General features: G+C 67.1%; 22 protein-coding genes. 10 read left to right on the forward strand and 12 right to left on the reverse strand.

Annotated elements, in window-relative coordinates; all coding sequences use genetic code 11:
- The first annotated feature begins 34 nt into the window (after positions 1-34).
- The 3 genes from BCY78_RS21135 to BCY78_RS21145 all read left to right on the forward strand — a co-directional run bounded on the left by BCY78_RS21135 (position 35) and on the right by BCY78_RS21145 (position 3,065).
- On the forward strand, positions 35-1,207 hold the full coding sequence (locus tag BCY78_RS21135; protein ID WP_068305778.1) for an acetyl-CoA C-acetyltransferase: 1,173 nt from the start codon (positions 35-37) through the stop codon (positions 1,205-1,207).
- 104 nt (positions 1,208-1,311) lie between these two features.
- Entirely contained in the window at positions 1,312-2,034 is a 723-nt protein-coding gene (phbB, locus tag BCY78_RS21140) for an acetoacetyl-CoA reductase (protein ID WP_068305780.1), read from the forward strand.
- Positions 2,035-2,159: 125 nt separating this feature from the next.
- Positions 2,160-3,065 carry a DMT family transporter gene (locus tag BCY78_RS21145; protein ID WP_068305782.1) on the forward strand — a complete coding sequence of 302 codons (906 nt, stop codon included), beginning with the start codon at positions 2,160-2,162 and terminating at the stop codon, positions 3,063-3,065.
- Here the strand turns inward: BCY78_RS21145 and BCY78_RS21150 are convergent.
- The 3 genes from BCY78_RS21150 to BCY78_RS21160 all read right to left on the reverse strand — a co-directional run bounded on the left by BCY78_RS21150 (position 3,043) and on the right by BCY78_RS21160 (position 4,279).
- Positions 3,043-3,210: a YdcH family protein gene (locus BCY78_RS21150; protein ID WP_068305783.1), complete on the reverse strand. Its 168-nt coding sequence runs from the start codon at positions 3,208-3,210 to the stop codon at positions 3,043-3,045. The two genes, BCY78_RS21145 and BCY78_RS21150, sit on opposite strands and share 23 nt — an antisense overlap.
- Positions 3,211-3,336: 126 nt before the next feature.
- On the reverse strand, positions 3,337-4,083 hold the full coding sequence (locus BCY78_RS21155; protein ID WP_068305785.1) for a tRNA1(Val) (adenine(37)-N6)-methyltransferase: 747 nt from the start codon (positions 4,081-4,083) through the stop codon (positions 3,337-3,339).
- On the reverse strand, positions 4,076-4,279 hold the full coding sequence (locus tag BCY78_RS21160) for a DUF2007 domain-containing protein (RefSeq protein ID WP_068305787.1): 204 nt from the start codon (positions 4,277-4,279) through the stop codon (positions 4,076-4,078). The genes BCY78_RS21155 and BCY78_RS21160 overlap by 8 nt, the downstream gene beginning before the upstream one ends.
- Before the next feature lie 53 nt (positions 4,280-4,332).
- Between BCY78_RS21160 and BCY78_RS21165 the strand changes: the two genes are divergently transcribed.
- Complete coding sequence (locus tag BCY78_RS21165; RefSeq protein ID WP_068305789.1) at positions 4,333-5,328, forward strand: polyprenyl synthetase family protein; 996 nt, start codon at positions 4,333-4,335, stop codon at positions 5,326-5,328.
- 7 nt (positions 5,329-5,335) lie between these two features.
- Here the strand turns inward: BCY78_RS21165 and BCY78_RS21170 are convergent, their stop codons facing one another.
- The 3 genes from BCY78_RS21170 to BCY78_RS21180 all read right to left on the reverse strand — a co-directional run bounded on the left by BCY78_RS21170 (position 5,336) and on the right by BCY78_RS21180 (position 9,676).
- The gene (locus tag BCY78_RS21170) at positions 5,336-6,187 is read right to left on the reverse strand and encodes a 4-(cytidine 5'-diphospho)-2-C-methyl-D-erythritol kinase (RefSeq protein WP_233499460.1); all 852 of its coding nucleotides are present in this window, start codon (positions 6,185-6,187) and stop codon (positions 5,336-5,338) included.
- The gene (locus BCY78_RS21175; protein ID WP_083195211.1) at positions 6,184-7,914 is read right to left on the reverse strand and encodes a tetratricopeptide repeat protein; all 1,731 of its coding nucleotides are present in this window, start codon (positions 7,912-7,914) and stop codon (positions 6,184-6,186) included. The genes BCY78_RS21170 and BCY78_RS21175 overlap by 4 nt, the downstream gene beginning before the upstream one ends.
- Positions 7,915-8,032: 118 nt before the next feature.
- Positions 8,033-9,676, reverse strand: a complete 1,644-nt coding sequence (locus BCY78_RS21180; RefSeq protein ID WP_068305791.1) for an electron transfer flavoprotein-ubiquinone oxidoreductase — start codon at positions 9,674-9,676, stop codon at positions 8,033-8,035.
- Between the two features lie 324 nt (positions 9,677-10,000).
- Here BCY78_RS21180 and greA point away from each other — a divergent pair, with 324 nt between their 5' ends.
- Genes greA through BCY78_RS21200 form a run of 4 tightly spaced genes read left to right on the forward strand, consistent with a single transcriptional unit; the run spans position 10,001 to position 12,606 of the window.
- Positions 10,001-10,471, forward strand: a complete 471-nt coding sequence (gene greA / locus BCY78_RS21185; protein WP_068305793.1) for a transcription elongation factor GreA — start codon at positions 10,001-10,003, stop codon at positions 10,469-10,471.
- A gap of 9 nt (positions 10,472-10,480) precedes the next feature.
- The gene (locus tag BCY78_RS21190) at positions 10,481-11,539 is read left to right on the forward strand and encodes a hypothetical protein (RefSeq protein WP_233499461.1); all 1,059 of its coding nucleotides are present in this window, start codon (positions 10,481-10,483) and stop codon (positions 11,537-11,539) included.
- A gap of 12 nt (positions 11,540-11,551) precedes the next feature.
- Positions 11,552-12,277, forward strand: coding sequence for an AzlC family ABC transporter permease (locus BCY78_RS21195; RefSeq protein ID WP_068305795.1), 726 nt, complete (start codon positions 11,552-11,554; stop codon positions 12,275-12,277).
- 2 nt (positions 12,278-12,279) lie between these two features.
- Positions 12,280-12,606, forward strand: a complete 327-nt coding sequence (locus BCY78_RS21200; protein ID WP_199523186.1) for an AzlD domain-containing protein — start codon at positions 12,280-12,282, stop codon at positions 12,604-12,606.
- Between the two features lie 46 nt (positions 12,607-12,652).
- Here the strand turns inward: BCY78_RS21200 and BCY78_RS21205 are convergent, their stop codons facing one another.
- The 5 genes from BCY78_RS21205 to BCY78_RS21220 form a co-directional block, all read right to left on the reverse strand.
- Positions 12,653-13,255: a hypothetical protein gene (locus tag BCY78_RS21205; RefSeq protein ID WP_068305799.1), complete on the reverse strand. Its 603-nt coding sequence runs from the start codon at positions 13,253-13,255 to the stop codon at positions 12,653-12,655.
- Between the two features lie 127 nt (positions 13,256-13,382).
- Positions 13,383-13,514 carry an aa3-type cytochrome c oxidase subunit IV gene (locus tag BCY78_RS24860; protein WP_083195212.1) on the reverse strand — a complete coding sequence of 44 codons (132 nt, stop codon included), beginning with the start codon at positions 13,512-13,514 and terminating at the stop codon, positions 13,383-13,385.
- Positions 13,515-13,571: 57 nt separating this feature from the next.
- Positions 13,572-14,183, reverse strand: a complete 612-nt coding sequence (locus BCY78_RS21210; protein ID WP_068305800.1) for a hypothetical protein — start codon at positions 14,181-14,183, stop codon at positions 13,572-13,574.
- Positions 14,159-15,217: an MBL fold metallo-hydrolase gene (locus tag BCY78_RS21215; RefSeq protein ID WP_068305802.1), complete on the reverse strand. Its 1,059-nt coding sequence runs from the start codon at positions 15,215-15,217 to the stop codon at positions 14,159-14,161. The genes BCY78_RS21210 and BCY78_RS21215 overlap by 25 nt, the downstream gene beginning before the upstream one ends.
- Positions 15,214-16,923, reverse strand: coding sequence for an acyl-CoA dehydrogenase (locus BCY78_RS21220; protein WP_068305804.1), 1,710 nt, complete (start codon positions 16,921-16,923; stop codon positions 15,214-15,216). The genes BCY78_RS21215 and BCY78_RS21220 overlap by 4 nt, the downstream gene beginning before the upstream one ends.
- A gap of 127 nt (positions 16,924-17,050) precedes the next feature.
- Here BCY78_RS21220 and BCY78_RS21225 point away from each other — a divergent pair, with 127 nt between their 5' ends.
- A complete protein-coding gene (locus BCY78_RS21225) occupies positions 17,051-17,992 on the forward strand; it encodes an L-threonylcarbamoyladenylate synthase (RefSeq protein WP_068305805.1) in 942 nt (313 codons plus the stop codon).
- A gap of 204 nt (positions 17,993-18,196) precedes the next feature.
- Positions 18,197-19,708 (forward strand): malonyl-CoA synthase, encoded by a 1,512-nt coding sequence (locus BCY78_RS21230; RefSeq protein WP_068305807.1) that lies wholly within the window; start codon positions 18,197-18,199, stop codon positions 19,706-19,708.
- Positions 19,709-19,842: 134 nt separating this feature from the next.
- On the opposite strand, the gene pyrF is transcribed toward BCY78_RS21230, so the two are convergent.
- Complete coding sequence (gene pyrF, locus BCY78_RS21235) at positions 19,843-20,547, reverse strand: orotidine-5'-phosphate decarboxylase (RefSeq protein WP_068305809.1); 705 nt, start codon at positions 20,545-20,547, stop codon at positions 19,843-19,845.
- Between the last annotated feature and the right edge of the window lie 199 nt (positions 20,548-20,746).

The following is a 20,746-nucleotide window of genomic DNA, read 5'->3' on the forward strand; positions in this document are numbered from 1 at the left end:
CGCGACGGGCCCGCCTTACGCGAGAGGAGCCCCTATGACCAATGTCGTGATCGTATCCGCTGCCCGAACTGCCGTGGGCTCGTTCAATGGCAGCTTCGCGAACACCCCCGCCCACGAACTGGGGGCCGCGGTGATCGAAGCAGTGGTCGCGCGCGCCGGCATCGACAAGGCGGAAGTCGCGGAAACCATCCTCGGCCAAGTGCTGACCGCCGGTCAGGGCCAGAACCCCGCGCGTCAGGCCGCGATCCTCGCCGGTCTCGCCAAGGAAGCCTCGGCTTGGGGTCTCAACCAAGTGTGCGGCTCGGGCCTGCGCGCGGTTGCGCTGGGTGCCCAGCATGTCCAACTGGGCGATGCGAACATCGTCATCGCCGGGGGCCAGGAGAACATGTCGCTCTCGCCGCATGTCCAGCATCTGCGCGCCGGCACCAAGATGGGCGACGTGAAGCTCATCGATTCGATGATCAAGGACGGTCTCTGGGACGCGTTCAACGGCTACCACATGGGTCAGACCGCCGAGAACGTCGCCGAGCAATGGCAGATCTCGCGTGAGCAGCAGGACGAATTCGCCCTCGGCTCGCAGAACAAGGCCGAAGCGGCCCAGAAAGCCGGCAAGTTCGACGATGAGGTGATCCCCTTCACCATCAAGACCCGCAAGGGCGAGATGATCGTCGACAAGGACGAATACATCCGCCACGGCGCGACGTTGGAAAGCATGCAGAAACTGCGCCCGGCCTTCACCAAGGACGGCTCGGTCACCGCGGCCAACGCCTCGGGCATCAACGACGGCGCCGCCGCTGTGATGCTGATGACCGAAGAGGAAGCCGCGCGCCGTGGCCTGACCCCGCTCGCGCGCATCGCCTCCTATTCGACCGCCGGCCTCGACCCGGCGATCATGGGCGTGGGCCCGATCTTCGCGTCGCGCAAGGCGCTGGACAAGGCCGGCTGGAACGCCGCCGATCTGGACCTCGTCGAAGCGAACGAGGCCTTCGCGGCCCAAGCCTGCGCGGTCAACAAGGACATGGGCTGGAACCCCGAGATCGTGAACGTGAACGGCGGCGCCATCGCCATCGGTCACCCGATCGGCGCCTCGGGCGCGCGCATCCTGAACACCCTGCTGTTCGAGATGAAGCGCCGCGACGCGAAGAAGGGTCTGGCCACGCTGTGCATCGGCGGCGGCATGGGCGTCGCCATGTGCCTCGAGCGCTGAAGCGTCCCTGACCTGCGACAGAGCAGCAAGGCGGGCGCAACAATGTTGCGCCCGCCTTTTACTTTCGATAACAGAATTACAAGAGCATTCCGAAGGAGGATTATATGGGACGGGTTGCACTGGTCACCGGTGGCTCGCGCGGCATTGGCGCGGCAATTTCCAAGGCTTTGAAAGACGCGGGTTATACCGTCGCGGCGAACTATGCCGGCAATGATGAGGCCGCGGCTGCTTTCACCGCCGAGACCGGCATCAAGACCTACAAGTGGAACGTCGCGGATTACGACGCCTCCAAGGCCGGGATCGAGGCTGTCGAGGCCGAACTGGGCCCGATTGACGTGGTCGTCGCCAACGCCGGCATCACCCGCGACGCGCCGTTCCACAAGATGACCCCCGATCAGTGGAAGCAGGTGATCGACACCAACCTGACGGGCGTCTTCAACACTGTGCACCCGATCTGGCCGGGCCTGCGCGAGCGCAAGTTCGGCCGCGTGGTCGTCATCAGCTCGATCAACGGGCAGAAGGGCCAGTTCGGTCAGGTGAACTATGCCGCGACCAAGGCGGGCGATCTGGGCATCGTGAAGTCGCTGGCACAGGAAGGCGCGCGCTTCGGCATCACCGCCAACGCCATCTGCCCGGGCTATATCGCCACCGAGATGGTCATGGCCGTGCCGGAGAAGGTGCGCGAATCGATCATCGCGCAGATCCCGACTGGGCGTCTGGGCGAGCCCGAGGAAATCGCGCGCTGCGTGAAGTTCCTCGTCTCGGACGACGCGGGCTTCGTAAACGGCTCGACGATCAGCGCGAACGGCGCGCAATTCTTCGTCTGAGGCGCTTCACGCGAAAGAAGAGGGCAGGTCGGCCACGGGTCGCCCTGCCCTTTTTCCGTCCTGCCTTGCCCCAACCCGGTCGCGCCGTATAGCTGTGGCCGGGTGATCAGCGGGAAGGGCGGGCGATGGATCGGCAAAAGGCAACCTTGGTCGGCTTTTCGGCGGTGGCGCTTTGGGCGTTGCTGGCGCTGTTCACCGTGGCCTCGGACCCGGTCCCGCCGCTTCTGCTGAATGCGCTGACCTTTGGCATCGGCGGCACGGTCGGCATGATCTGGCTGGGCGTGACGGGCGGGTTGGGTCAACTTCGCGCGGTGCCGCTGAAGGCCTATGTTTTTGGCACGCTGGGACTTTTCGGCTACCATCTACTGTATTTCACCGCGCTGCGCATGGCTCCGGCGGCCGAGGCCGGGCTGATCTGCTACCTGTGGCCCCTGTTCATCGTCCTGTTCTCAGGGCTGATGCCGGGCGAGCAGCTGCGCGCCGGCCATGTCGCCGGGGCGGTGCTGGCCTTCTTCGGCGCAGCCCTGATCGTGGCCGGAGGCATCGGCTCGATGTCCGGGGCCATGGCCGGCTATGGCGTGGCCTTCGTCGCGGCGCTGACCTGGGCCGGGTATTCGCTGGGATCGCGCCGGTTGAAGGGCGTGCCCACGGCGGCGGTGGCCGTCAACTGCTTGCTGACGGCGCTTCTGTCGGCGATCAGCCATACGGCGCTGGAGCCTACACTCTGGCCCGTAGACACGCTGGGTTGGCTGGCCGTGATCGGTCTGGGCCTGGGCCCGGTGGGGCTGGCCTTCTACACGTGGGATATCGGAGTGAAGGGCGGGGACATCCAGCTTCTGGGAACGGCATCCTATGCCGCGCCGCTGCTGTCCACGCTGGTCTTGGTTTTGGCGGGGATGGCCAATGCCAGCCTGTCGCTGGCAATGGCCGCCTTGCTGATCACCGGCGGCGCGATCCTTGCCGCGCGCGCCGGATCCAAAGGCGCGTCGCGCGTCAGTCAGTCAGACGTCACACCGTCGCAAGACGGGTGATTTCCTCCTTCAGGCGCAACTTCTGCTTCTTCATTTCGGCGATTGTCATGTCGTCTACGCCGGGTGCTCGCTGTGCCTGTTCGACCTGATCCGAAAGGCTTTGATGGCGGCGGCGCAGTTCCTGAAGATGCGAAGTCAGCGACATTTGTATCCTCCTGTTACGGGTTTCCGTGTCACCAGTGCACCATATCTTCATCGTTTTGTCACACGAAACCCGAAGGAGAATTGCAGCAATTTTGCGCAACCGGCGGGAACGGGCCGAGTGGCCGGATCAACTCCAGTCCAGTGCCGCGCCATCGCGCAGCACTGCCCGCGCGGACAGCGAAAAATCGTCGCGGTCGCCGAGATGCGACTCGCCCTCGTGCATGACCAACGGGGCCAACAGGCGGAACGGGGACTTGCGCCCCTTGCGGGCCTGAACCAGAACCCGGCCGGCCTCGCGCCCCTGTCGCGCGGCGATGGGACGCACCACCAGCCCCGCCTTCCCCCACAGCGCACAGAGGATGTCCGGCAGCCGGTCGGCGAGGTGAATCATCGTCAGATAGCCATCCGGCTTCACCCGTTTCAGCCCCGCCGCGATCCAATCGGAGAGCGGCGTCTCTTCGCGCAGGGCCTGCGCCCGGCCTGCATCGCGCGCGGCGGGTGAGCCGGGGCGGTAATACGGCGGGTTGGCCATCACATGATCGAAGCCGATGCGCAGCGGCGCCGGCAAGCCGGTCAGATCGGCCACGGCCACCTCGGCCCGCAAACTGTTCTCACCAGCATTGCGACGGGCAAGCGCGGCATAGCTTTCCTGCCGCTCGACCCCGTGCAGGGCCAGCCCGGGAACGCGGCGCCCAAGGGCCAGCAGGGCCACGCCGGCGCCGCATCCCAGCTCCAGCACCGATTGGCCGGACAGCGCCGGCACGGCGGCGGCCAGAAGCACCGGATCGGTCGCCGCGCGGTAGCCTTCGCGCGGCTGCCAGATGGCCAGCTTTCCCCCCAGAAAGATGTCGCGCGTCAGCGCTTCGTCACCCATCGACAGCTACACCGTTGTCGCGAAGGATCGCCTTGGCCATGAAGAGATTTTCGTCCCGAACCAGCAGTCTCTGCGGCACGATGGACAGCGCGCTCATATGGACGTCCACGGCAAACGCCTCTATACCTTCGGCCGCAAGAAGGGCCGTTGCAAAGGGAATGACCGTCGGATCGGTCGTGCGCAGCAGTTCTTTCATCACGTCACTAAACGGCAAGCCCCATGGCTTGTCAAAGCAGAGGCAAGCCGCCGATGAATGTCACCGCCGTCAGCCCGCTCGAAGCCCTGTCGCGGGTTCTGACCGATGACATGGCCAGCGTCAACGCGCTGATCCGGGACCGCATGGCCTCGGAGAATGCGCCGCGCATCCCCGAGGTGACCGCGCATCTGATCGAGGCCGGTGGCAAGCGCATCCGTCCGATGATGACCCTCGCCGCCGCGCGGCTGTGCGGTTACACCGGTGAGGACCATGTGAAGCTGGCCGCGACGGTCGAATTCATCCACACCGCGACGCTGCTGCATGACGACGTGGTCGATGAAAGTGCCCAGCGCCGGGGCCGTCCGACCGCGAACCTTTTGTGGGACAACAAGAGCTCGGTGCTGGTCGGCGACTACCTCTTTGCCCGCGCCTTCCAGCTGATGGTCGAGCCCGGCAATCTGCGCGCGCTGACCATCCTGTCGAACGCCGCTGCGGTGATTGCCGAGGGTGAGGTGCTGCAGCTGACCGCCGCGCAGAACATCGCCACGACCGAAAACACCTATATGAAGGTGATCCGTGGCAAGACCGCCGCGTTGTTCTCGGCTGCGACACAGGTGGGTCCGGTGATCGCCGGCTCGCCCGAGGCGCAGGTGCAGGCGATGTTCGATTATGGCGATGCGCTGGGGATCTGCTTCCAGATCGTCGACGATTACCTTGATTACGGCGGGGCCGGCGACGGCATCGGCAAGAACCTCGGCGACGATTTCCGCGAGCGCAAGCTGACCCTGCCGGTGATCCGCGCCATCGCCGCGGCCGATGCCGAGGAGCGCGCCTTCTGGGAGCGCACGATCGGCAAGGGCCAGCAGCAGGACGGCGATCTGCAGCAGGCGATGGCGCTGATGGCCAAGCACGGCACGCTTCAGAGCACGCGTCAGGCCGCGCTGGATTGGGCCGAGCAGGCGAAAGCCGCCTTGGCCCCGGTGCCCGAGCATCCGCTGAAAGGCCTGTTGGCCGATCTGGCGGATTTCGTGGTCGCGCGGGTGAACTGAGCGACGGTCAGTCTTCCGACGGAAAGCTCCGGGTCGGCAGCACGATGCGGCCCGGTGCCTCCAGCGACAGGGCGGCGCGTTGCAGCGCCTCGGCACTGTCGAACACCCCGAAGCAGGTGGCGCCCGAACCGGTCATCCGGGAGAGCAGGCACCCCTCCTGCGCGGCAATCTCATCAAGCAACGCGCGGATCTGAGGCATCTGCGCCATGGCCGGCGGTTGCAGGTCGTTGCGCATCCCCTCCAGCCAGTCGCACAGCGCGGCGGCGTCGGGCCAGCGCGGCAAGACCTCGGGCATCGGCGGATTATCGGGCGTTTGCAGCGCCTTGAACACGGCGGGCGTGGACAGCCCCTGCCCCGGATTAACCAGCAGCAGCCACAGGGCCGGCACGCCCGAGACGGCCTCGATCCGCTCACCCAGCCCCCGCATGCGCGACGGCGACGGGGCCGCCATGCAGACCGGCAGGTCCGCACCCAGCCGCATCAGCGCCTCGATCCCCGGCAAGGACTGGCCCTGAGCCTCGGCCAGCAGGCGGATCGCGGTCGCGGCATCGGACGAGCCGCCGCCCATGCCTGAGGCCACCGGCAAGTTTTTCTCCAATGTGAACGCAGCGCCGTCAGCCCCCATCAGCCGCGCGGCGCGCAGCACGAGGTTGTCGGGCTCCACCGCCAGCGCGGGGGCGCGCGGGCCGGTCAGCTCCAGCGACAATCCGGTGCCCGGCGTCAGCGTCAGCCGATCACCGGCCTCGGCAAAGACCACCAGCGAATCGAGCAAGTGATAGCCGTCGGCGCGGCGCCCCGTGACATGCAGGGTGAGGTTGATCTTGGCCGGTGCCAACCGGCCGACAAGGCCGGTGGTCACTGCGTCGGGCTCTCCGCATCGGGGTGCAGCGGCGGCTCCCCGGCTTCCGAGCGGACGACGTCCAGCCCGACCTCCAGCTTGCGCCGCAGACGCTCCTCGTCGAGGTCATCGGCGGGCGCGAAGGACAAGGCCCGGCGCCATTGGAAACGCGCCTCGCGCAGACGACCCACGGCCCAATAGACGTCCCCGAGGTGGTCGTTCAGGATCGGGTCCACGGCGGCCATCTCGACCGCGCGCTCCATATGCGGCACGGCTTCGTCATAACGGCCGAGGCGGTACAAGGCCCAGGCGAGGCTGTCGAGGATATAGCCGCTGTCGGGATCGCCCGCGACGGCGCGCTCGATCATTTCCATCGCCTCATCCAGCTTCTCGCCCCGCTCGATCAGCGAATAGCCAAGGTAGTTCAGCACGGTCGGCTGATCGGGCACGATGGCCAAAGCGGCCCGGAAATCGGCCTCGGCCCCGTCCCAATTGCCGGCCCGCTCATGCGCCACCGCGCGCGAGAACCACAGCTGCCAATCCGGCTGAAGACCCTGCGCCGTGAGGATCGCCATGGCTTCGGTATAGGCCTGTGCCGCGGCCTCGGCCTGCCCGTCGCGACGCAGGAAGTCGCCCAGAACCGAATGCGCGGCATAGCTTTCGGGATGATCGGCGGCCATCTGCGTCAGATCGGCAAGCGCCTCGTCCATGCGACCGAGGCTTTCCAGCACCTGCGCGCGCCCCATCCGGGCGGCGTTGCCGAACACGTCATCGGCGGGGATGGCCGCATAGGCTTCGGCCGCCATCTGCGGTTGCTCAAGCTGTTCGAAGACCTGACCGATCAGCAACTGGCTGTCCGTCAGGCGCGGGTTCACCAGCACTGCCGCCTGCGCGTAGATCAGCGCCTCGACCGGGTTCTGCGAGCTGTTCATCGCACCCGCCATCACCGAGAAGACCTCGGCCATGCCCTCGGCGGGGGACGAGACGACATCGAACGGCAGGGCCTCACCCGCCTCGAAAGCGGCGCGCATGCGTTCGACCTTGGGGTCGGCATTGCCGAGGAACACGGTGTCGATCAGCGCCAGCGCGTCATCGAAACGGTCCGCCTGCCCCAACAGCTGGGCATAGGCGACAAAGCCGCGGCGGTTCAGACCGGCGGCCACGCTGGCCTCGGGGTCTTCCAGCACCGCGACGGCGCCTTCGATGTCGCCGACCAGCGCCAACGCCATGGCCCGGCAGTAATTGGCAAAGGGCGCCATCCCGTCGAGGGCGGCAACCCGGTCCAGCACGTCCAGCGCCTCGGACATGCGGCCCTCGCCCAGATGGGCCCAGGCCTGCGCCAGCCCGGCAATCAGCGGATGGATCGGCGCGTCGGAGCTGGCGATCTGTTGCGCGCGGGCATAATCGCCCTCGAGAAAGGCTTGCGACAGCAGCACCATCGCCGCCGCCCGGTTCAGCGGATCGAGCGCGTAGAGATCCTCGGCCCGGTCGCGCGCCAAGTCGCTCTGCCCGACCGAGAAGGCGGCTACGACCAGCGCCTCCAGCGTGCCGGGGTTCTGCGGGTCGATGGTATAGAGGCGTGCCAGATACGGGATCGAGGCGGCATAGTCGCTCATCAGGCTGGCCTGACGGGCGGCGAGGAAGGCGCCGGCCTCCCCTTGGGCCTGTCCGCTTTGCGGCGTCAGCGCCAGAACCGAGGTCAGGGCGACAGCCAGAGCGGCCGGGCGGAGGGTCTGGAACAGGGGCAAGGCGTTCTCCCGCGCGTTTGGCGATGCATGCCCCCAAGATGTAGCGGCCCGATTCCCCGAGGGCAATGCAAGGGGCCGGCAGGCGCGGGCATGAATGTTCACGCCCGCGCGATCCGGGTCACATGTTCGGGTAGTTGGGGCCGTCCCCACCCTGCGGCGTGGTCCAGTTGATGTTCTGGCTGGGATCCTTGATGTCGCAGGTCTTGCAGTGGACGCAGTTCTGGAAGTTGATCACGAACTCGGGCTTGCCCTCTTTCTCGACCACTTCGTAGACGCCCGCCGGGCAATAGCGCTGCGCCGGCTCGTTGAACTTCGGCAGGTTGACCTGAATCGGGATCGAAGGGTCCTTGAGCTTCAGGTGGCAGGGCTGGCTTTCCTCGTGGTTCGTAGCCGAGTAGGACACGTTGGTCAGCCGGTCGAAGGACAGGACGCCATCGGGCTTCGGATAGTCGATGACCTTGTAATCCTTGGCCTCGCCCGTCGCCTTCGCATCGTTGATGCGGTGGCGCAGGGTGCCGAACAGCGAGAAGCCCAGCGTGTTGGTCCACATGTCCAGACCGCCCAGCGCCAGCGAGGGGAACAGGCCCCATTTGGACCACATCGGCTTCACGTTGCGGACCTTCTTCAGGTCCTTGCCGATCACGCCGCCACGGACGTTTTCTTCGTAGATCGGCAGCTCGTCGCCCTCGCGGCCGGCCTTGATCGCCTCATAGGCGGCCTCGGCGGCTTCGATGCCCGAATGCATGGCGTTGTGGTTGCCCTTGATGCGCGGCACGTTCACGAGGCCGGCCGAGCAGCCCAACAGCACCGCGCCCGGCACGGTCATCTTCGGGATCGACTGGTAGCCGCCTTCCGAGATCGCGCGAGCGCCATAGGCCACGCGCTTGCCGCCTTTCAGCAGCTCGGCCACGACCGGATGGTGCTTGAAGCGCTGGAATTCCATGTACGGGTACAGGTTCGGGTTCTTGTAGTTCAGGTGAACCACGAAGCCGATCAGGATCTGGTTGTTCTCGAAATGGTAGATGAACGAGCCGCCGCCCGCATTGCCACCGAGCGGCCAGCCCATCGTGTGGGTGACGGTGCCCTCGCGGTGCTTCTCGGGGTCGATCTCCCAGATCTCTTTCATGCCGAGGCCGAATTTCTGCGGGCAATGGCCCTTCGACAGCTCGTATTTCGCGATCAGTTCCTTGGCCAGCGACCCGCGCACGCCCTCGGCGATGAAGACGTATTTGCCGTGCAGCTCCATGCCGACTTCGGTGTTCTCACCGATCGAGCCATCGGGCTCCAGCCCGAAGACGCCGGCGACGACGCCCTTCACGCGGGTGCCCTCGTAGATCAGTTCCGACGCGGCCATGCCCGGGAAGATCTCGACGCCCAGTTCCTCGGCCTGTTCGGCCATCCAGCGGCAGACATTGCCCATCGAAACGATGTAATTGCCGTGGTTGTTCATCAGCGGCGGCATCGGGAAGTTCGGGATGCGCAGCGAACCCGCCTCGCCCAGCATGAGGAAGTTGTCATGCTTCACGGGCACGTTCAGCGGCGCGCCCTTTTCCTTCCAGTCGGGGATCAGGCGGTTCAGGCCCGAGGGGTCCAGCACAGCGCCCGACAGGATATGCGCGCCCACTTCCGAGCCCTTCTCCAGCACCACGACGCTGAGATCCGGATCGAGCTGCTTGAGACGGATCGCCGCCGACAGGCCGGCGGGACCGGCGCCGACGATGACGACGTCATACTCCATCGATTCGCGTTCGATAACGGACATGGTGGCTCCTTAGGTCTTCTGGGCTGCCATTTGGCGCAATTTTGTTTCGTGGTGGATACCGTTCGGCCTTGCTTCGGTCAATGGAAACGGGGCGTCAGGATGCTGCAACGCAACAGATCATGCTTTGCAGCGCGCGCCCAGAGGATCGCGGCGTATTTCGGTGGAAATCCGTCCTCCGAGCGCAGGTTTTCCGCAGGCGGCGCTGCCCGCCGACCAGATTGCGCGGGGCTTGCAATTCGGCGCGGCCTGCTGTCAGGTAGAGAGGAACGAAGCGAGCAGCCCCGGCCCATGGCCGAGGGCGTTTTCATTTGCGTGTGAGAGACTATGGAAAAGATCCCCATGACCCGCCGTGGCTTCGATGCCCTCGATGCGGAGCTGCGCACCCTGAAATCCGTCGAACGTCCGGCCGTGATCCGGGCGATTGCCGAGGCGCGTGAGCATGGCGACCTGTCGGAGAATGCGGAATACCACGCCGCCCGCGAGAAGCAGAGCTTCATCGAGGGTCGCATCAAGGAAGTCGAAGGCCTGATCGGCCGCGCCGAAGTCATCGACCCGACCAAGCTGTCGGGCTCGATCAAGTTCGGCGCCACAGTCACCATCGTCGACGAGGACACCGACGAGGAAAAGACCTACCAAATCGTCGGCGAGGCCGAGGCGGATATCGAGAACAACCTGCTGAACATCAAGTCGCCGCTGGCGCGCGCGCTGATCGGCAAGGACGAAGGCGATTCGGTCGAGGTCCGCACCCCGGGTGGCGAGCGCAGCTACGAGGTCCTCTCGATCGTCTATCGCTGACCTGCGGCCATGTCGCAGGTCCCCGAGCATGACAGACAGCCCGAAGACCGGCCGCAGCCCGCGGCCGCCTCGGGCGATGTCGTGGCGTCGGATGGCCCCGCGAAAGCCGGGGGCCGCGAAGGCCGGCGCGTCGCGGCCGAACTCCTCGCCTTCCTGTTGTCGCTGGCGTGGTTGGGCCTGCTGATCGCCGCCTTCCTCGTGCTGGGCAATCAGGGCATGGCCCTGTCCGACACGCTGGGGCTGGTGGTCGTGGCGCTGGCCGTTTTCCTGCCCGTCGCACTGATCTGGCTGGCCGTTCTGGTGCTGCGAGCGGCGCGGCAGATGCGCGACGAGAGCCTGCGTCTGGAAGCCACCGTCGAAGGCATGCGCCGAGGCTGGATCCGCGAACAGCAGGCCGCCGGTCTGGGCCTCAAGCCCACGGTCGAGGAAAAGCTCGACGAGATCGCCGCCGCTCAGAAGGCCGCCGAGGAACGGGCGGCGATGTTCTCGACCCGCCGCATTCCGCGCCCTGCCCCCTCGACCGACGAGGCGGATGAGGACCTGCCGGACGGCACGCAGCCCGCGCTGGCGCTCGACAATCCTGAGCCTGCGCCGGACCCGTTGCGCCCCGCCGATTTCATCCGTGCGCTGAACTTCCCCGAGACCGAGCATGATACCGAGGGCTTCGCGGCCCTGCGCCGGGCGCTGGACGACCACGGCACCGCGATCCTCGTGCGGGCCGCGCAATCGGTGCTGACCACGCTGTCGCAAGAAGGCATCTACATGGATGACCTGCGCCCCGACCGCGCCCGCCCCGAGGTCTGGCGCGCCTTCGCCCTTGGCGCCCGCGGCCCCGAGGTCGCGGCTCTGGGCGGGGTCCGGGATCGCTCGTCTCTGGCGCTGACCTATGCCCGGATGCGCGCAGACACTGGTTTTCGCGAAGCAGCGCACCATTTCCTGCGTACTTTCGACCGCCGCTTCGCCGTGTTCGAGGCTCAGGCCTCGGACGGCGAGATCGCGCAATTCGCCGAGACCCGCACCGCGCGGGCCTTCATGCTTCTAGGCCGGGTGACCGGCATCTTCGGATAGATTGAGACGACAATGACGGACCATCCCACGCCCCGCCAGTCTTTCTGGCAGGGCGTCCGCGACGGCGGGCCCTTCATCCTGATCGTGGGGCCCTTCGGTCTCGTGTTCGGCGTGGTGGCCACGGAGGCGGGGCTCGACGTCCTGCAGACCATGGCGTTTTCCATCGCCGTCATCGCCGGCGCGGCGCAGCTGACCGCGATCCAGCTGATGACCGAGAACGCGCCCACGGCAATTATCCTGATCACCGCGCTGGCAGTGAACCTGCGTATGGCAATGTATTCGGCCTCGCTGACGCCGCATCTTGGCGCGGCCCCGGTCTGGCAGCGCGCCTTGGTGGCCTATCTCATGGTGGATCAGGCCTATGCGACCTCGATCCTGCGCTACGAGGAAAGGCCGGATTGGCCGGTGCCGGTGAAAGTGGCTTACTACTTCGGGGTCATCGCGCTGATCTGCCCGGTCTGGTATCTGGGCACGCTGGCCGGCGCCGTGCTGGGCAACCAGATCCCCGAGTGGATCCCGCTGGGCGCGGCCGTGCCCATCGCCTTCATCGCCCTCATCGGCCCGATGCTGCGGACGCTGGCGCATGTGGCCGCCGCGCTGACCTCGGTCGTGGGCGCGCTGGTGCTGGCATTCCTGCCCTATAACCTCGGCCTGCTGATCGCCGCCCTTGCCGCCATGGCCGTCGGCGCCGCGGTCGAGGTCTGGCTGGTCCGCACCAACCGTTGGGTGAAGCCATGACGATGTCGAATTCCACCATCTGGCTGATCATCATCGGCCTCGGCATCGGCACTTTCGTGTTGCGCTTCTCGTTCCTCGGGCTGATCGGGCGCAAGCCGATGCCGGAATGGGTGCTGCGCCTGCTGCGCTATACCCCCGTCGCGGTCATCCCCGGCCTCATGGCCCCGGCCGTGTTGCTGCCGAACGAGGGCGAGGCCCTGCCCGATCTGCCAACGCTGGTCGCCGTTCTGGTGACGCTGGCCGTCGGGCTGTGGTCGAAGAAGGCGATCTGGGCGATGGGCGCCGGCGCCGCAGCGCTGGTGGCCATGGTGCTGATCACCGGGCACTGATCGGCCTGAGCGTGAAACGAAGAACGGGGCCTCGCGGCCCCGTTTTTCATTGCGTGTATTGCTGGCGTTCCGTGGGCTCGGCGTCGGAATAGATCCGCTCCTCGCGCACGCCGGGGATGGTGGCGAATTGCTCGGACAGGGCGTTGGGGTAGAACCCGTCCTCGATCCATTCGAACCCGGGCACCTGATGCAGGATCGCGATGATCGACTTGGCGCAGAAACCATCCGGCACCGGCCCCTGCTGTTCCGCCAGCCGCAGGATGTATTCCGCCGTCTCGGGCGAGACCTGCAGGGTCTGGGTCAGCACATGGTGGGTGCGGCGCGCGTGGTAATAGGTGTAACGATAGAGCTGCGCCTCGTCGAAGCCATAATGGACATCGTGACGCTCGGGCGCGGCCGGATGGGTCCAGGTGCCGGCCGGGTCGAACAGCACGCGCTGGCTGGGGGCATTGATCATCAGCGCCGAATGCTCGCCGCGAGCGCGGTTGTCATTGGTGATGACGTTGAACAGCACGATCTCGTAGGGCGCGCCGGCCTGATAGCGCGCGGCCTGCACGGCTTCCTCCGGGGCCCAAACGACGGGCTTGGTGGAACAGGCGGCCAGCACGAGTAGCGACAGGACGGCCAGAAGGCGGGTCAGCAGAGGCATGGGATCTCCTGCGGATCGGCCCGCTTGATCAGCCGGTGAGGGCGGGCGCATGAAAAACCGGGCGTCTCAGGCGCCCGGTTACAGGCTGTGCGTGACAGCCGGGTGTCGCCCGGCCGACGCCGCGCGATCAGGCGTTGGCCAGAGCCATGAAGATCAGGATGCCGATCGAGATCGCGGCGCCCCAGATCGTGAACTTGATGAAGCCGTTGAAGGTCTTCTCTTGCGTGGTGATGTCCATTTTGCCGTGCTCATGCGCCATGGCTCTGTCTCCCGTAATGCGCGTTTTTCCAGTCCTTAGCCGATGGCGGAAAGGCTGTCACCCGCCTTGTGCCGATGCGGCCTCGAGCCGCAGGTAACTGACGCCCGGTCGCAACACGAGCGCGCGCAGCAGATCCGCCGTGATCCAGCCCGGTTCGATCTCGTCAAACTCCGGCAGCGAGGCCAACAGCGTGCTGACCGTCGTCGCGCATTGCAGGGGCAGAACCGGCCCGACAGCCAGCGCCCTCTCGGCCGCCAGCGCGGCGGTGGCGGCGGGGACAGGGATGTCGACTACATGGGTAGTCCAGCTGTCGGGCAAATAGCCGATCCCGTCGCGGGTCAGATAGGCCTGCTCCAATTCGGGCGTGATGCGGCGCAGAACCTGCCCGTCGCGGGTGCATTGCAGATGCCCCGGCTCCCATTCCCCGGCCGGATCGAGGATCATCGTCTCGCCCGCCGTCCGGATCACGAGGCCCGTATGGAAAGGCAGATCGGGTTGCTGGATCTCGAAAATCACCACGCGCAGGGCGGGCGGGGTCGTCACCGGCGCACCGAAGGGTTCGGGCAGTTCGCCATGGGTCACGCGGGCGCAGGCCCCGAGGGCCAGCGCGCCCAGAACAAGGGCGCGCCGGGTCAGTCTGGGGGTCAGGCCGTCGCCTGCCACAACCATGCCCCACGGTCGTCGCGCTGACGCGTGACGCGGCCATGCTTGAGCAGGTTGTTGAGATGCGCCACGGCCTCGACCAGCGCCATCCCGGCCGAGGGGCCGGTGATCTCGCGCTTGAACAGCGGCAGGAAGCACTGCGCGGCGGTCTTGGGCTCGGTCAGATAGGCCTCCAAGCGGTCGAGCGCGCCGATATGGTTCTCCACCATCATGCGCAGACGCAGGGGCAGGCCGGTGAACGGCAGCTTGTGGCCGGGCAGAACGTAGTGACGCTCTTCGGCGAAGGTGGCGAGCCGGTTGCAGCTGTCGATCCATTCGCCGACCGGATCGGCCTCGGGCTCGGTCGCGTAGACGCCGAGGTTGGCGCTGATCCCCGGCAACAGCTGGTCGCCGCCGATCACCAGATCATCGTCGAGGCTCCAGAACGTCGCGTGTTCCGGCGCATGGCCATTGCCGCAGCGCACGACCCAGTTCCGGCCGCCGATGCGGATCGTGTCGTTCTCGGCCACGCGGGTATAGCCCAGCGGCATCGGGTCGACGACATCGGCGAAGTTGAAGGGCCGCTCGGTCAGCCGGCGCTCGATCTCGGCCTCATCCACCCCCGCGCCGCGCCAATAAGCGACGGTCTCGGGCACCGGCTTGTCATGCGCATCCAGCATCAGCATCCGCGCGAACAGCCAAGAGGTGCGGGTGGTCACCAGCTCGACGCCGTGCACCGACTGGAACCAGCCGGCAAGGCCGACGTGGTCGGGGTGATGATGCGTGACGATCAACCGGCGCACCGGCTTGCCGGCCAGCGGACCCGCCATCAGGGCCGTCCATGCCGCCTTGGTCTTGGCATCCGAGAAGCCGGTATCGACCAGCGTCCAGCTATCGCCGTCGTCGAGGGCGAAGACATTGACGTGATCGAGCGCCATCGGCAGCGGCAGCCGCATCCACAGGACGCCCGGCGCGACCTCGATGGCCGCGCCCATCTCGGGCGGGTTTTCATGCGGGAAGCGGATGCCCGGATCGGCCGGGCGCGATTGGGAAGAGGTCATGCGGAAAGGAGGTCCTCGGCGCTGAGATCATAGAGCTGCGCCGCACCGGCCTTGGCCTGCACGAGCAGCGAGGAATGCTCGGGCAGAATACGCTCCATGAAGACACGCGCAAGGCGGGCCCGCGCCCCCTCGGGATCGGCCATCGCCGCCTTCAGGTGGTAATGCGCGCCCAAGACGCGGGCGAAGGCGCGCAGATAGGCGACGGCACCGGCGAAGCGGTCGTTCATCTCCTGGCCGACCAGCCATTCGGTCGTCTCGCGCAGGGTTTCCGAGGCCTCCCAGACGGATTCGGCCAGTGCCGGAAGCGAGCCGCGCGCGGCCTCGGCATTGTCCTGAACCTCTTGCAGCAGGCGGAAGGCGGCCTCGCCTCCGTCCATCATCTTGCGCGCGACGAGGTCCATGGCCTGAATGCCGTTGGTGCCCTCGTAGATCGGCGTGATGCGGGCGTCGCGGAAGTACTGGGCCGCGCCCGTCTCCTCAATGAAGCCCATGCCGCCATGGACCTGCACGCCCATCGAACTGACCTCGCAGCCGATATCGGTGCCATGCGCCTTGGCAATGGGGGTCAGCAGGGCTGCGCGGGCCTTCCAGCTGTCCTTGCCGGTGGCCTTGCCCATGTCGATGGCCAGACCGCAATCCAGCGCGATGGCACGGGCGGCGAAGACCTCGGCCTTCATCACCGCCAGCATCCGGCGCACATCGGCATGGTCGATGATCGTGCCCTCACCGAGCGGCGTCTTGCCCTGCTTGCGCTCCTGCGCATAGGCCAGCGCGTGCTGATAAGCGGCTTCGGCCACGCCGATGCCCTGCGCGCCGACGCCGAGACGGGCGTTGTTCATCATGGTGAACATCGCGGCCATCCCGCCATTGGGCTTGCCGACCATCCAGCCCGTCGCGCCCTCGAAGGCCATGACGCAGGTGGGCGAGCCGTGGATGCCGAGCTTGTGCTCCAGCGACACGACGCGCAGCTCGTTGCGTGCGCCGGGGTTGCCGTCGGCATCCGGGATCAATTTCGGCACCATGAACAGGCTGATGCCCTTGGTGCCCGGCGCCGCATCCGGCAGGCGGGCGAGGACGAGGTGGCAGACATTCTCGGCCACATCATGATCGCCCCAGGTGATGAAGATCTTCTGCCCGGTGATGGAATAGCTGCCGTCGCCGTTATCCTCGGCCTTGGTGCGCAGGGCCCCCACATCCGAGCCGGCTTGCGGTTCGGTCAGGTTCATCGTGCCGGTCCATTCGCCCGAAATGAGCTTAGGCAGGTAGAGATCCTTCAGTACGTCCGAGGCATGGTGCTCCAGCGCCTCGATCTGGCCCTGGCTGAGCAGCGGGCAGAGTTGCAGGGCGAGGTTCGCGCCCGACATCATCTCGTTCATCGCGGTGTTCAGCGTCTGCGGCAGGCCCATGCCGCCGTGTTCGGGCGTTGCCGCGATGCCCAGCCAGCCGCCCTCGGCAATCGCCTTGTAGCCGTCCTTGAAGCCGGGCGAGGTGCGCACGACGCCGTTCTCCAGCTTCGCGGGCGTCAAGTCACCGTTGCGGTTGAGCGGCGCCAGCACGCCGTCGCAGAGCTTGCCCAGCTCGCCGAGGATCGCCTCGGTCACGTCGGCGCCGGCCTCGGCGAAGGTCTCGGTTTCGGCCAGCCGGTCATAGCCCAGCACGTTGTCGAGCAGGAAACGGATATCGGCGACGGGCGAGGTATAGGGCATCTTTTCCTCCTGGCGAATGCAGCCGGGGGGCATGCGGCGCGGCTTGGCAAGCCGGTCTCCCCCCTGTATTGCCGCCAATATAGCGATCCCGCCCCCGGCAGAAACACAGACGCAGCGTCACCGGATCATGCCCGAAACCCGCCTCCTCGCCCCCGATGCCCCCGGCCTCACCGAGGCCTGCGCCCTTCTGCGCGCGGGCGGGCTGGTATCTATGCCGACCGAGACGGTCTACGGGCTGGCAGGTGACGCGACGAACGACCGCGCCGTGGCGGGGATCTTCGAGGCCAAGGGCCGACCCCGCTTCAACCCGCTGATCGCCCATTTCGCAGACCGGTCCCGGGTCGAGGATTTCGCCGTCCTGACGCCCTTGGCCCGGCGCTTGGCCGACGCCTTTTGGCCCGGCCCGATGACATTGGTCCTGCCGCTGAAGGGCGGTTTATCGCCCTTGGTCACGGCAGGGTTGGAGACGGTGGCCGTGCGCCTCCCCGCCCATCCTGTCGCCCGCGCGCTGCTGGCCGAGTTCGGCGGACCCTTGGCGGCGCCCTCGGCCAATCCCTCGGGCCGGATCAGCCCGGTGACTGCGGCGCATGTGCTGGATGGGCTCTCGGGCCGGATCGACGCGGTGATCGACGGCGGCGCCTGCGCGGTGGGGTTGGAATCGACGATCCTCGATGCGACGGGCGAGGTGCCGGTCCTGTTGCGCGCGGGCGGGCTGTCGGTCGAGGCTGTCGAAGCCTTGGGCCTGACGGTCGCGGCACATGACGGCAGCAAGATCACGGCCCCCGGCCAACTCGCCTCGCACTACGCCCCGCGTGGCCGGGTGCGGCTGGACGTGACAGCGCCGGAGCCCGGCGAGGTCTGGGTCGGCTTCGGCCCCTGCCCCGGCGCAGCGCTGACGCTGTCCGAGGCCGGCGACACCACCGAAGCTGCCGCCCGCCTGTTCCACGCCCTGCACGAAGCGGACGCCCTCGCAGGCCCCGGCGGCCGCATCGCCTTCGCCCCCGTGCCCGAGACAGGCCTCGGCCGCGCAGTGAAAGACCGCCTGCGCCGGGCCGCCGCGCCGAGATAGGGCTCCCGCCCGTCGTCTTCGGATCAAAGATCCTCGTCTCCCGTTGGGCCAAGCGGGGGCTGCCGCCCCCGCGCCCCCGCTTCAAGGGGGAGCACGCTCCCCCTTGAAAATCCCCCGTGAGTATTTGGGGCAAAGTGAAAGGCAGGGGGTGGGGCTGGACCGCCCATCCCGAGCGCGCTACGCCTTTGGCAGGAGGATCCCTGCATGCCCAATCCGCTCTATGACGCGCTCTTCGCCCCGCTCGCCACGCGCGAGACGCCCTTCCTGACGCTGCCAGACACCAGCACCATCGCCGGCGCCGACTTCCACGCCATGTGCGCGCGGGTCGCGGGCGCGCTGCAAGTGCTGGGGTTGGAGCCGGGCGACCGCATGGCGGTGCAGGTCGAGAAGAGCGCCTCGGCGCTGGCGCTCTATGGCGGCGCGGTCATGGCGGGCGTGGTCTTCCTGCCCTTGAACACCGCCTATACGCCCGACGAGGTCGCCTATTTCCTCGGCGACGCAGGCGCCAAGCTGCTGCTCGCCGATGGCGCCAAGGCCGAGGCTTTGGCCCCCGTGACCGAGCGCTGCGGCACCGAGTTGATGACGCTGAACGCCGACGGCTCAGGGAGCTTCGCGCAGGCAACCGAAGCCGCACCGGAAGCAGAAGCCGTCGACCGCGCGCCCGGGGACCTAGCCGCCCTGCTCTACACCTCGGGCACCACGGGGCGCTCCAAGGGCGCGATGTTGAGCCAGCGCAACCTTCTGTCCAACGCCGAGGTGCTGGTCCGCGAATGGCGCTTCACCGAGGCGGATGTCCTCCTCCACGCGCTGCCGATCTTCCACACCCATGGCCTCTTCGTCGCCACGAACACGCTGCTTCTGGCCGGCGGCTCGATGATCCTTTTGCCGAAGCTCGACGTGCCCGCGCTGATCCGCTGGCTGCCCAAGGCCACCAGCCTGATGGGCGTGCCGACCTTCTACACAAGGCTCCTCGACGATACCCGCTTCACCCGTGACCTCGTCGGCCATATTAGGCTCTTCATCTCGGGCTCGGCGCCGCTGCTGGCCGAGACCCATACCGCCTTTGAGGAACGGACCGGCCACCGCATCCTCGAGCGCTACGGCATGACCGAGACCAACATGAACACCTCGAACCCCTATGAGGGCGAGCGGCGCGCCGGCACGGTGGGCTTCCCGCTGCCGGGCGTCACGCTGAAGATCACCGACCCGGACAGCGGCGCGCCCCTGCCCCAAGGCGAAATCGGGCTGATTGAGGTGAAGGGCGAAAACGTCTTCCAAGGCTATTGGCAGATGCCCGAGAAGACCGCGCAGGAACTCCGCGAGGACGGCTTCTTCATCACCGGCGACCTGGGGCGCGTTGATGAAGACGGCTATGTCACCATCGTTGGCCGTCAGAAGGACCTGATCATCGCCGGCGGCTACAACATCTACCCGAAGGAAATCGAGCTGGAACTCGACGAAGCCCCCGGCGTCCTGGAAAGCGCGGTGATCGGCGTGCCGCATCCGGATCTCGGCGAGGGCGTGCTGGGCGTCCTCGTGCCCACCCCGGGCGCGACGCCCGACCCCGAGGCGATCCTCGCCGACCTCACCAAGCGCCTCGCCCGCTTCAAGGTTCCGCGCGCGCTGGTCGTCCTGCCCGAACTTCCCCGCAACACGATGGGCAAGGTGCAGAAGAACCTGCTGCGCGACCAGTTCAAGGACTGGTTCAAAGGCTGAGACGCCAGCCAAGGCGCCCTTTCATCTTTGCTCCAGAAATATCCCGGGGGGTCCGGGGGGCAGAGCCCCCCGGCTGGTCGCCCAAGACCTGCGTGGCGAAGCCATGCCGGTCGAGGGCGAAACCCCTCGCCGCCTCAGGCCCCGGCCAGCTCCGCCACGATCCCGCGCGCCGCCGCCACCGGGTCCGCCGCCGCCCAGACCGGACGCCCGACGACGATGTGATCCGCGCCGTTACGCACCGCGTCCGCGGGCGTGGCGATGCGCTTCTGGTCATTGGCCGCCGTACCCGCCGGACGCACGCCCGGCGTGACGATCAGCCGGCCCGCAGAATTCCCCAAAGCCCGGATCCGCGCGGCTTCATGCGGCGAGGCGATCACCCCGTCCGCGCCCGCCTCGAAGGCCCGCTCGGCGCGCTCAGTGACGATGTCCGCCATCTCGCCCGGCACGATCATCGAGGCATCCAGATCCGCGCGGTCCATCGCCGTCAGGATCGTCACCGCGAGGATCTTCAGGTTCGACCCCGCCGCGCCTTCCTTGGCCGCGCGCACGACATGCGGATCGCCGTGCACGGTCAGAAAGTCGAGATTGTACTGGGCAATGCCCCGAACAGCCGCTTCGACCGTCGCGGGAATGTCGAAAAACTTCATGTCGAGGAAGATGCGCTTGCCATGTTCCTGCTTCAGCTCGTTGGCCAGGGCCAGCCCGCCACCCGTCAGCATCCCCAGACCGATCTTGTAGAAGCTCACCGCGTCGCCGATGCGGCTGGTCAGCTCCAGCCCGGTGACGACGTTCGGGACATCGAGGGCAACGATCAGGCGGTCGTCGGCGGGCAGGCTCATGGCGTCTCTCCGGTCTGGCTGGGATTTGCGGCCTAATACGCCCAATGCGCCAGCGCAGCAAGCTTGCACCTCACCCGGCGACAGGTCAGCATCCGGGCATGAGTTGCAACCGCATCGACGCCACCCGCCCCGATTCGCCGCGCCTTGCCGGGCCGGGCCCCCTCCCCATCGGCTGCCTCTTCTCCACATTATCTGCTCA

The organism is Pararhodobacter sp. CCB-MM2, assembly GCF_001691415.1.
GTDB lineage: Bacteria > Pseudomonadota > Alphaproteobacteria > Rhodobacterales > Rhodobacteraceae > Pararhodobacter.

Coding starts and splice junctions, on each gene's coding strand:
- BCY78_RS21135 (WP_068305778.1), top strand. CDS start 35: ATGACCAATGTCGTGATCGTATCCGCTGCCCGAACTGCCGTGGGCTCG.
- phbB (WP_068305780.1), top strand. CDS start 1,312: ATGGGACGGGTTGCACTGGTCACCGGTGGCTCGCGCGGCATTGGCGCG.
- BCY78_RS21145 (WP_068305782.1), top strand. CDS start 2,160: ATGGATCGGCAAAAGGCAACCTTGGTCGGCTTTTCGGCGGTGGCGCTT.
- BCY78_RS21150 (WP_068305783.1), bottom strand. CDS start 3,210: ATGTCGCTGACTTCGCATCTTCAGGAACTGCGCCGCCGCCATCAAAGC.
- BCY78_RS21155 (WP_068305785.1), bottom strand. CDS start 4,083: ATGGGTGACGAAGCGCTGACGCGCGACATCTTTCTGGGGGGAAAGCTG.
- BCY78_RS21160 (WP_068305787.1), bottom strand. CDS start 4,279: ATGAAAGAACTGCTGCGCACGACCGATCCGACGGTCATTCCCTTTGCA.
- BCY78_RS21165 (WP_068305789.1), top strand. CDS start 4,333: ATGAATGTCACCGCCGTCAGCCCGCTCGAAGCCCTGTCGCGGGTTCTG.
- BCY78_RS21180 (WP_068305791.1), bottom strand. CDS start 9,676: ATGTCCGTTATCGAACGCGAATCGATGGAGTATGACGTCGTCATCGTC.
- greA (WP_068305793.1), top strand. CDS start 10,001: ATGGAAAAGATCCCCATGACCCGCCGTGGCTTCGATGCCCTCGATGCG.
- BCY78_RS21190 (WP_233499461.1), top strand. CDS start 10,481: ATGTCGCAGGTCCCCGAGCATGACAGACAGCCCGAAGACCGGCCGCAG.
- BCY78_RS21195 (WP_068305795.1), top strand. CDS start 11,552: ATGACGGACCATCCCACGCCCCGCCAGTCTTTCTGGCAGGGCGTCCGC.
- BCY78_RS21200 (WP_199523186.1), top strand. CDS start 12,280: ATGTCGAATTCCACCATCTGGCTGATCATCATCGGCCTCGGCATCGGC.
- BCY78_RS21205 (WP_068305799.1), bottom strand. CDS start 13,255: ATGCCTCTGCTGACCCGCCTTCTGGCCGTCCTGTCGCTACTCGTGCTG.
- BCY78_RS24860 (WP_083195212.1), bottom strand. CDS start 13,514: ATGGCGCATGAGCACGGCAAAATGGACATCACCACGCAAGAGAAGACC.
- BCY78_RS21210 (WP_068305800.1), bottom strand. CDS start 14,183: ATGGTTGTGGCAGGCGACGGCCTGACCCCCAGACTGACCCGGCGCGCC.
- BCY78_RS21215 (WP_068305802.1), bottom strand. CDS start 15,217: ATGACCTCTTCCCAATCGCGCCCGGCCGATCCGGGCATCCGCTTCCCG.
- BCY78_RS21220 (WP_068305804.1), bottom strand. CDS start 16,923: ATGCCCTATACCTCGCCCGTCGCCGATATCCGTTTCCTGCTCGACAAC.
- BCY78_RS21225 (WP_068305805.1), top strand. CDS start 17,051: ATGCCCGAAACCCGCCTCCTCGCCCCCGATGCCCCCGGCCTCACCGAG.
- BCY78_RS21230 (WP_068305807.1), top strand. CDS start 18,197: ATGCCCAATCCGCTCTATGACGCGCTCTTCGCCCCGCTCGCCACGCGC.
- pyrF (WP_068305809.1), bottom strand. CDS start 20,547: ATGAGCCTGCCCGCCGACGACCGCCTGATCGTTGCCCTCGATGTCCCG.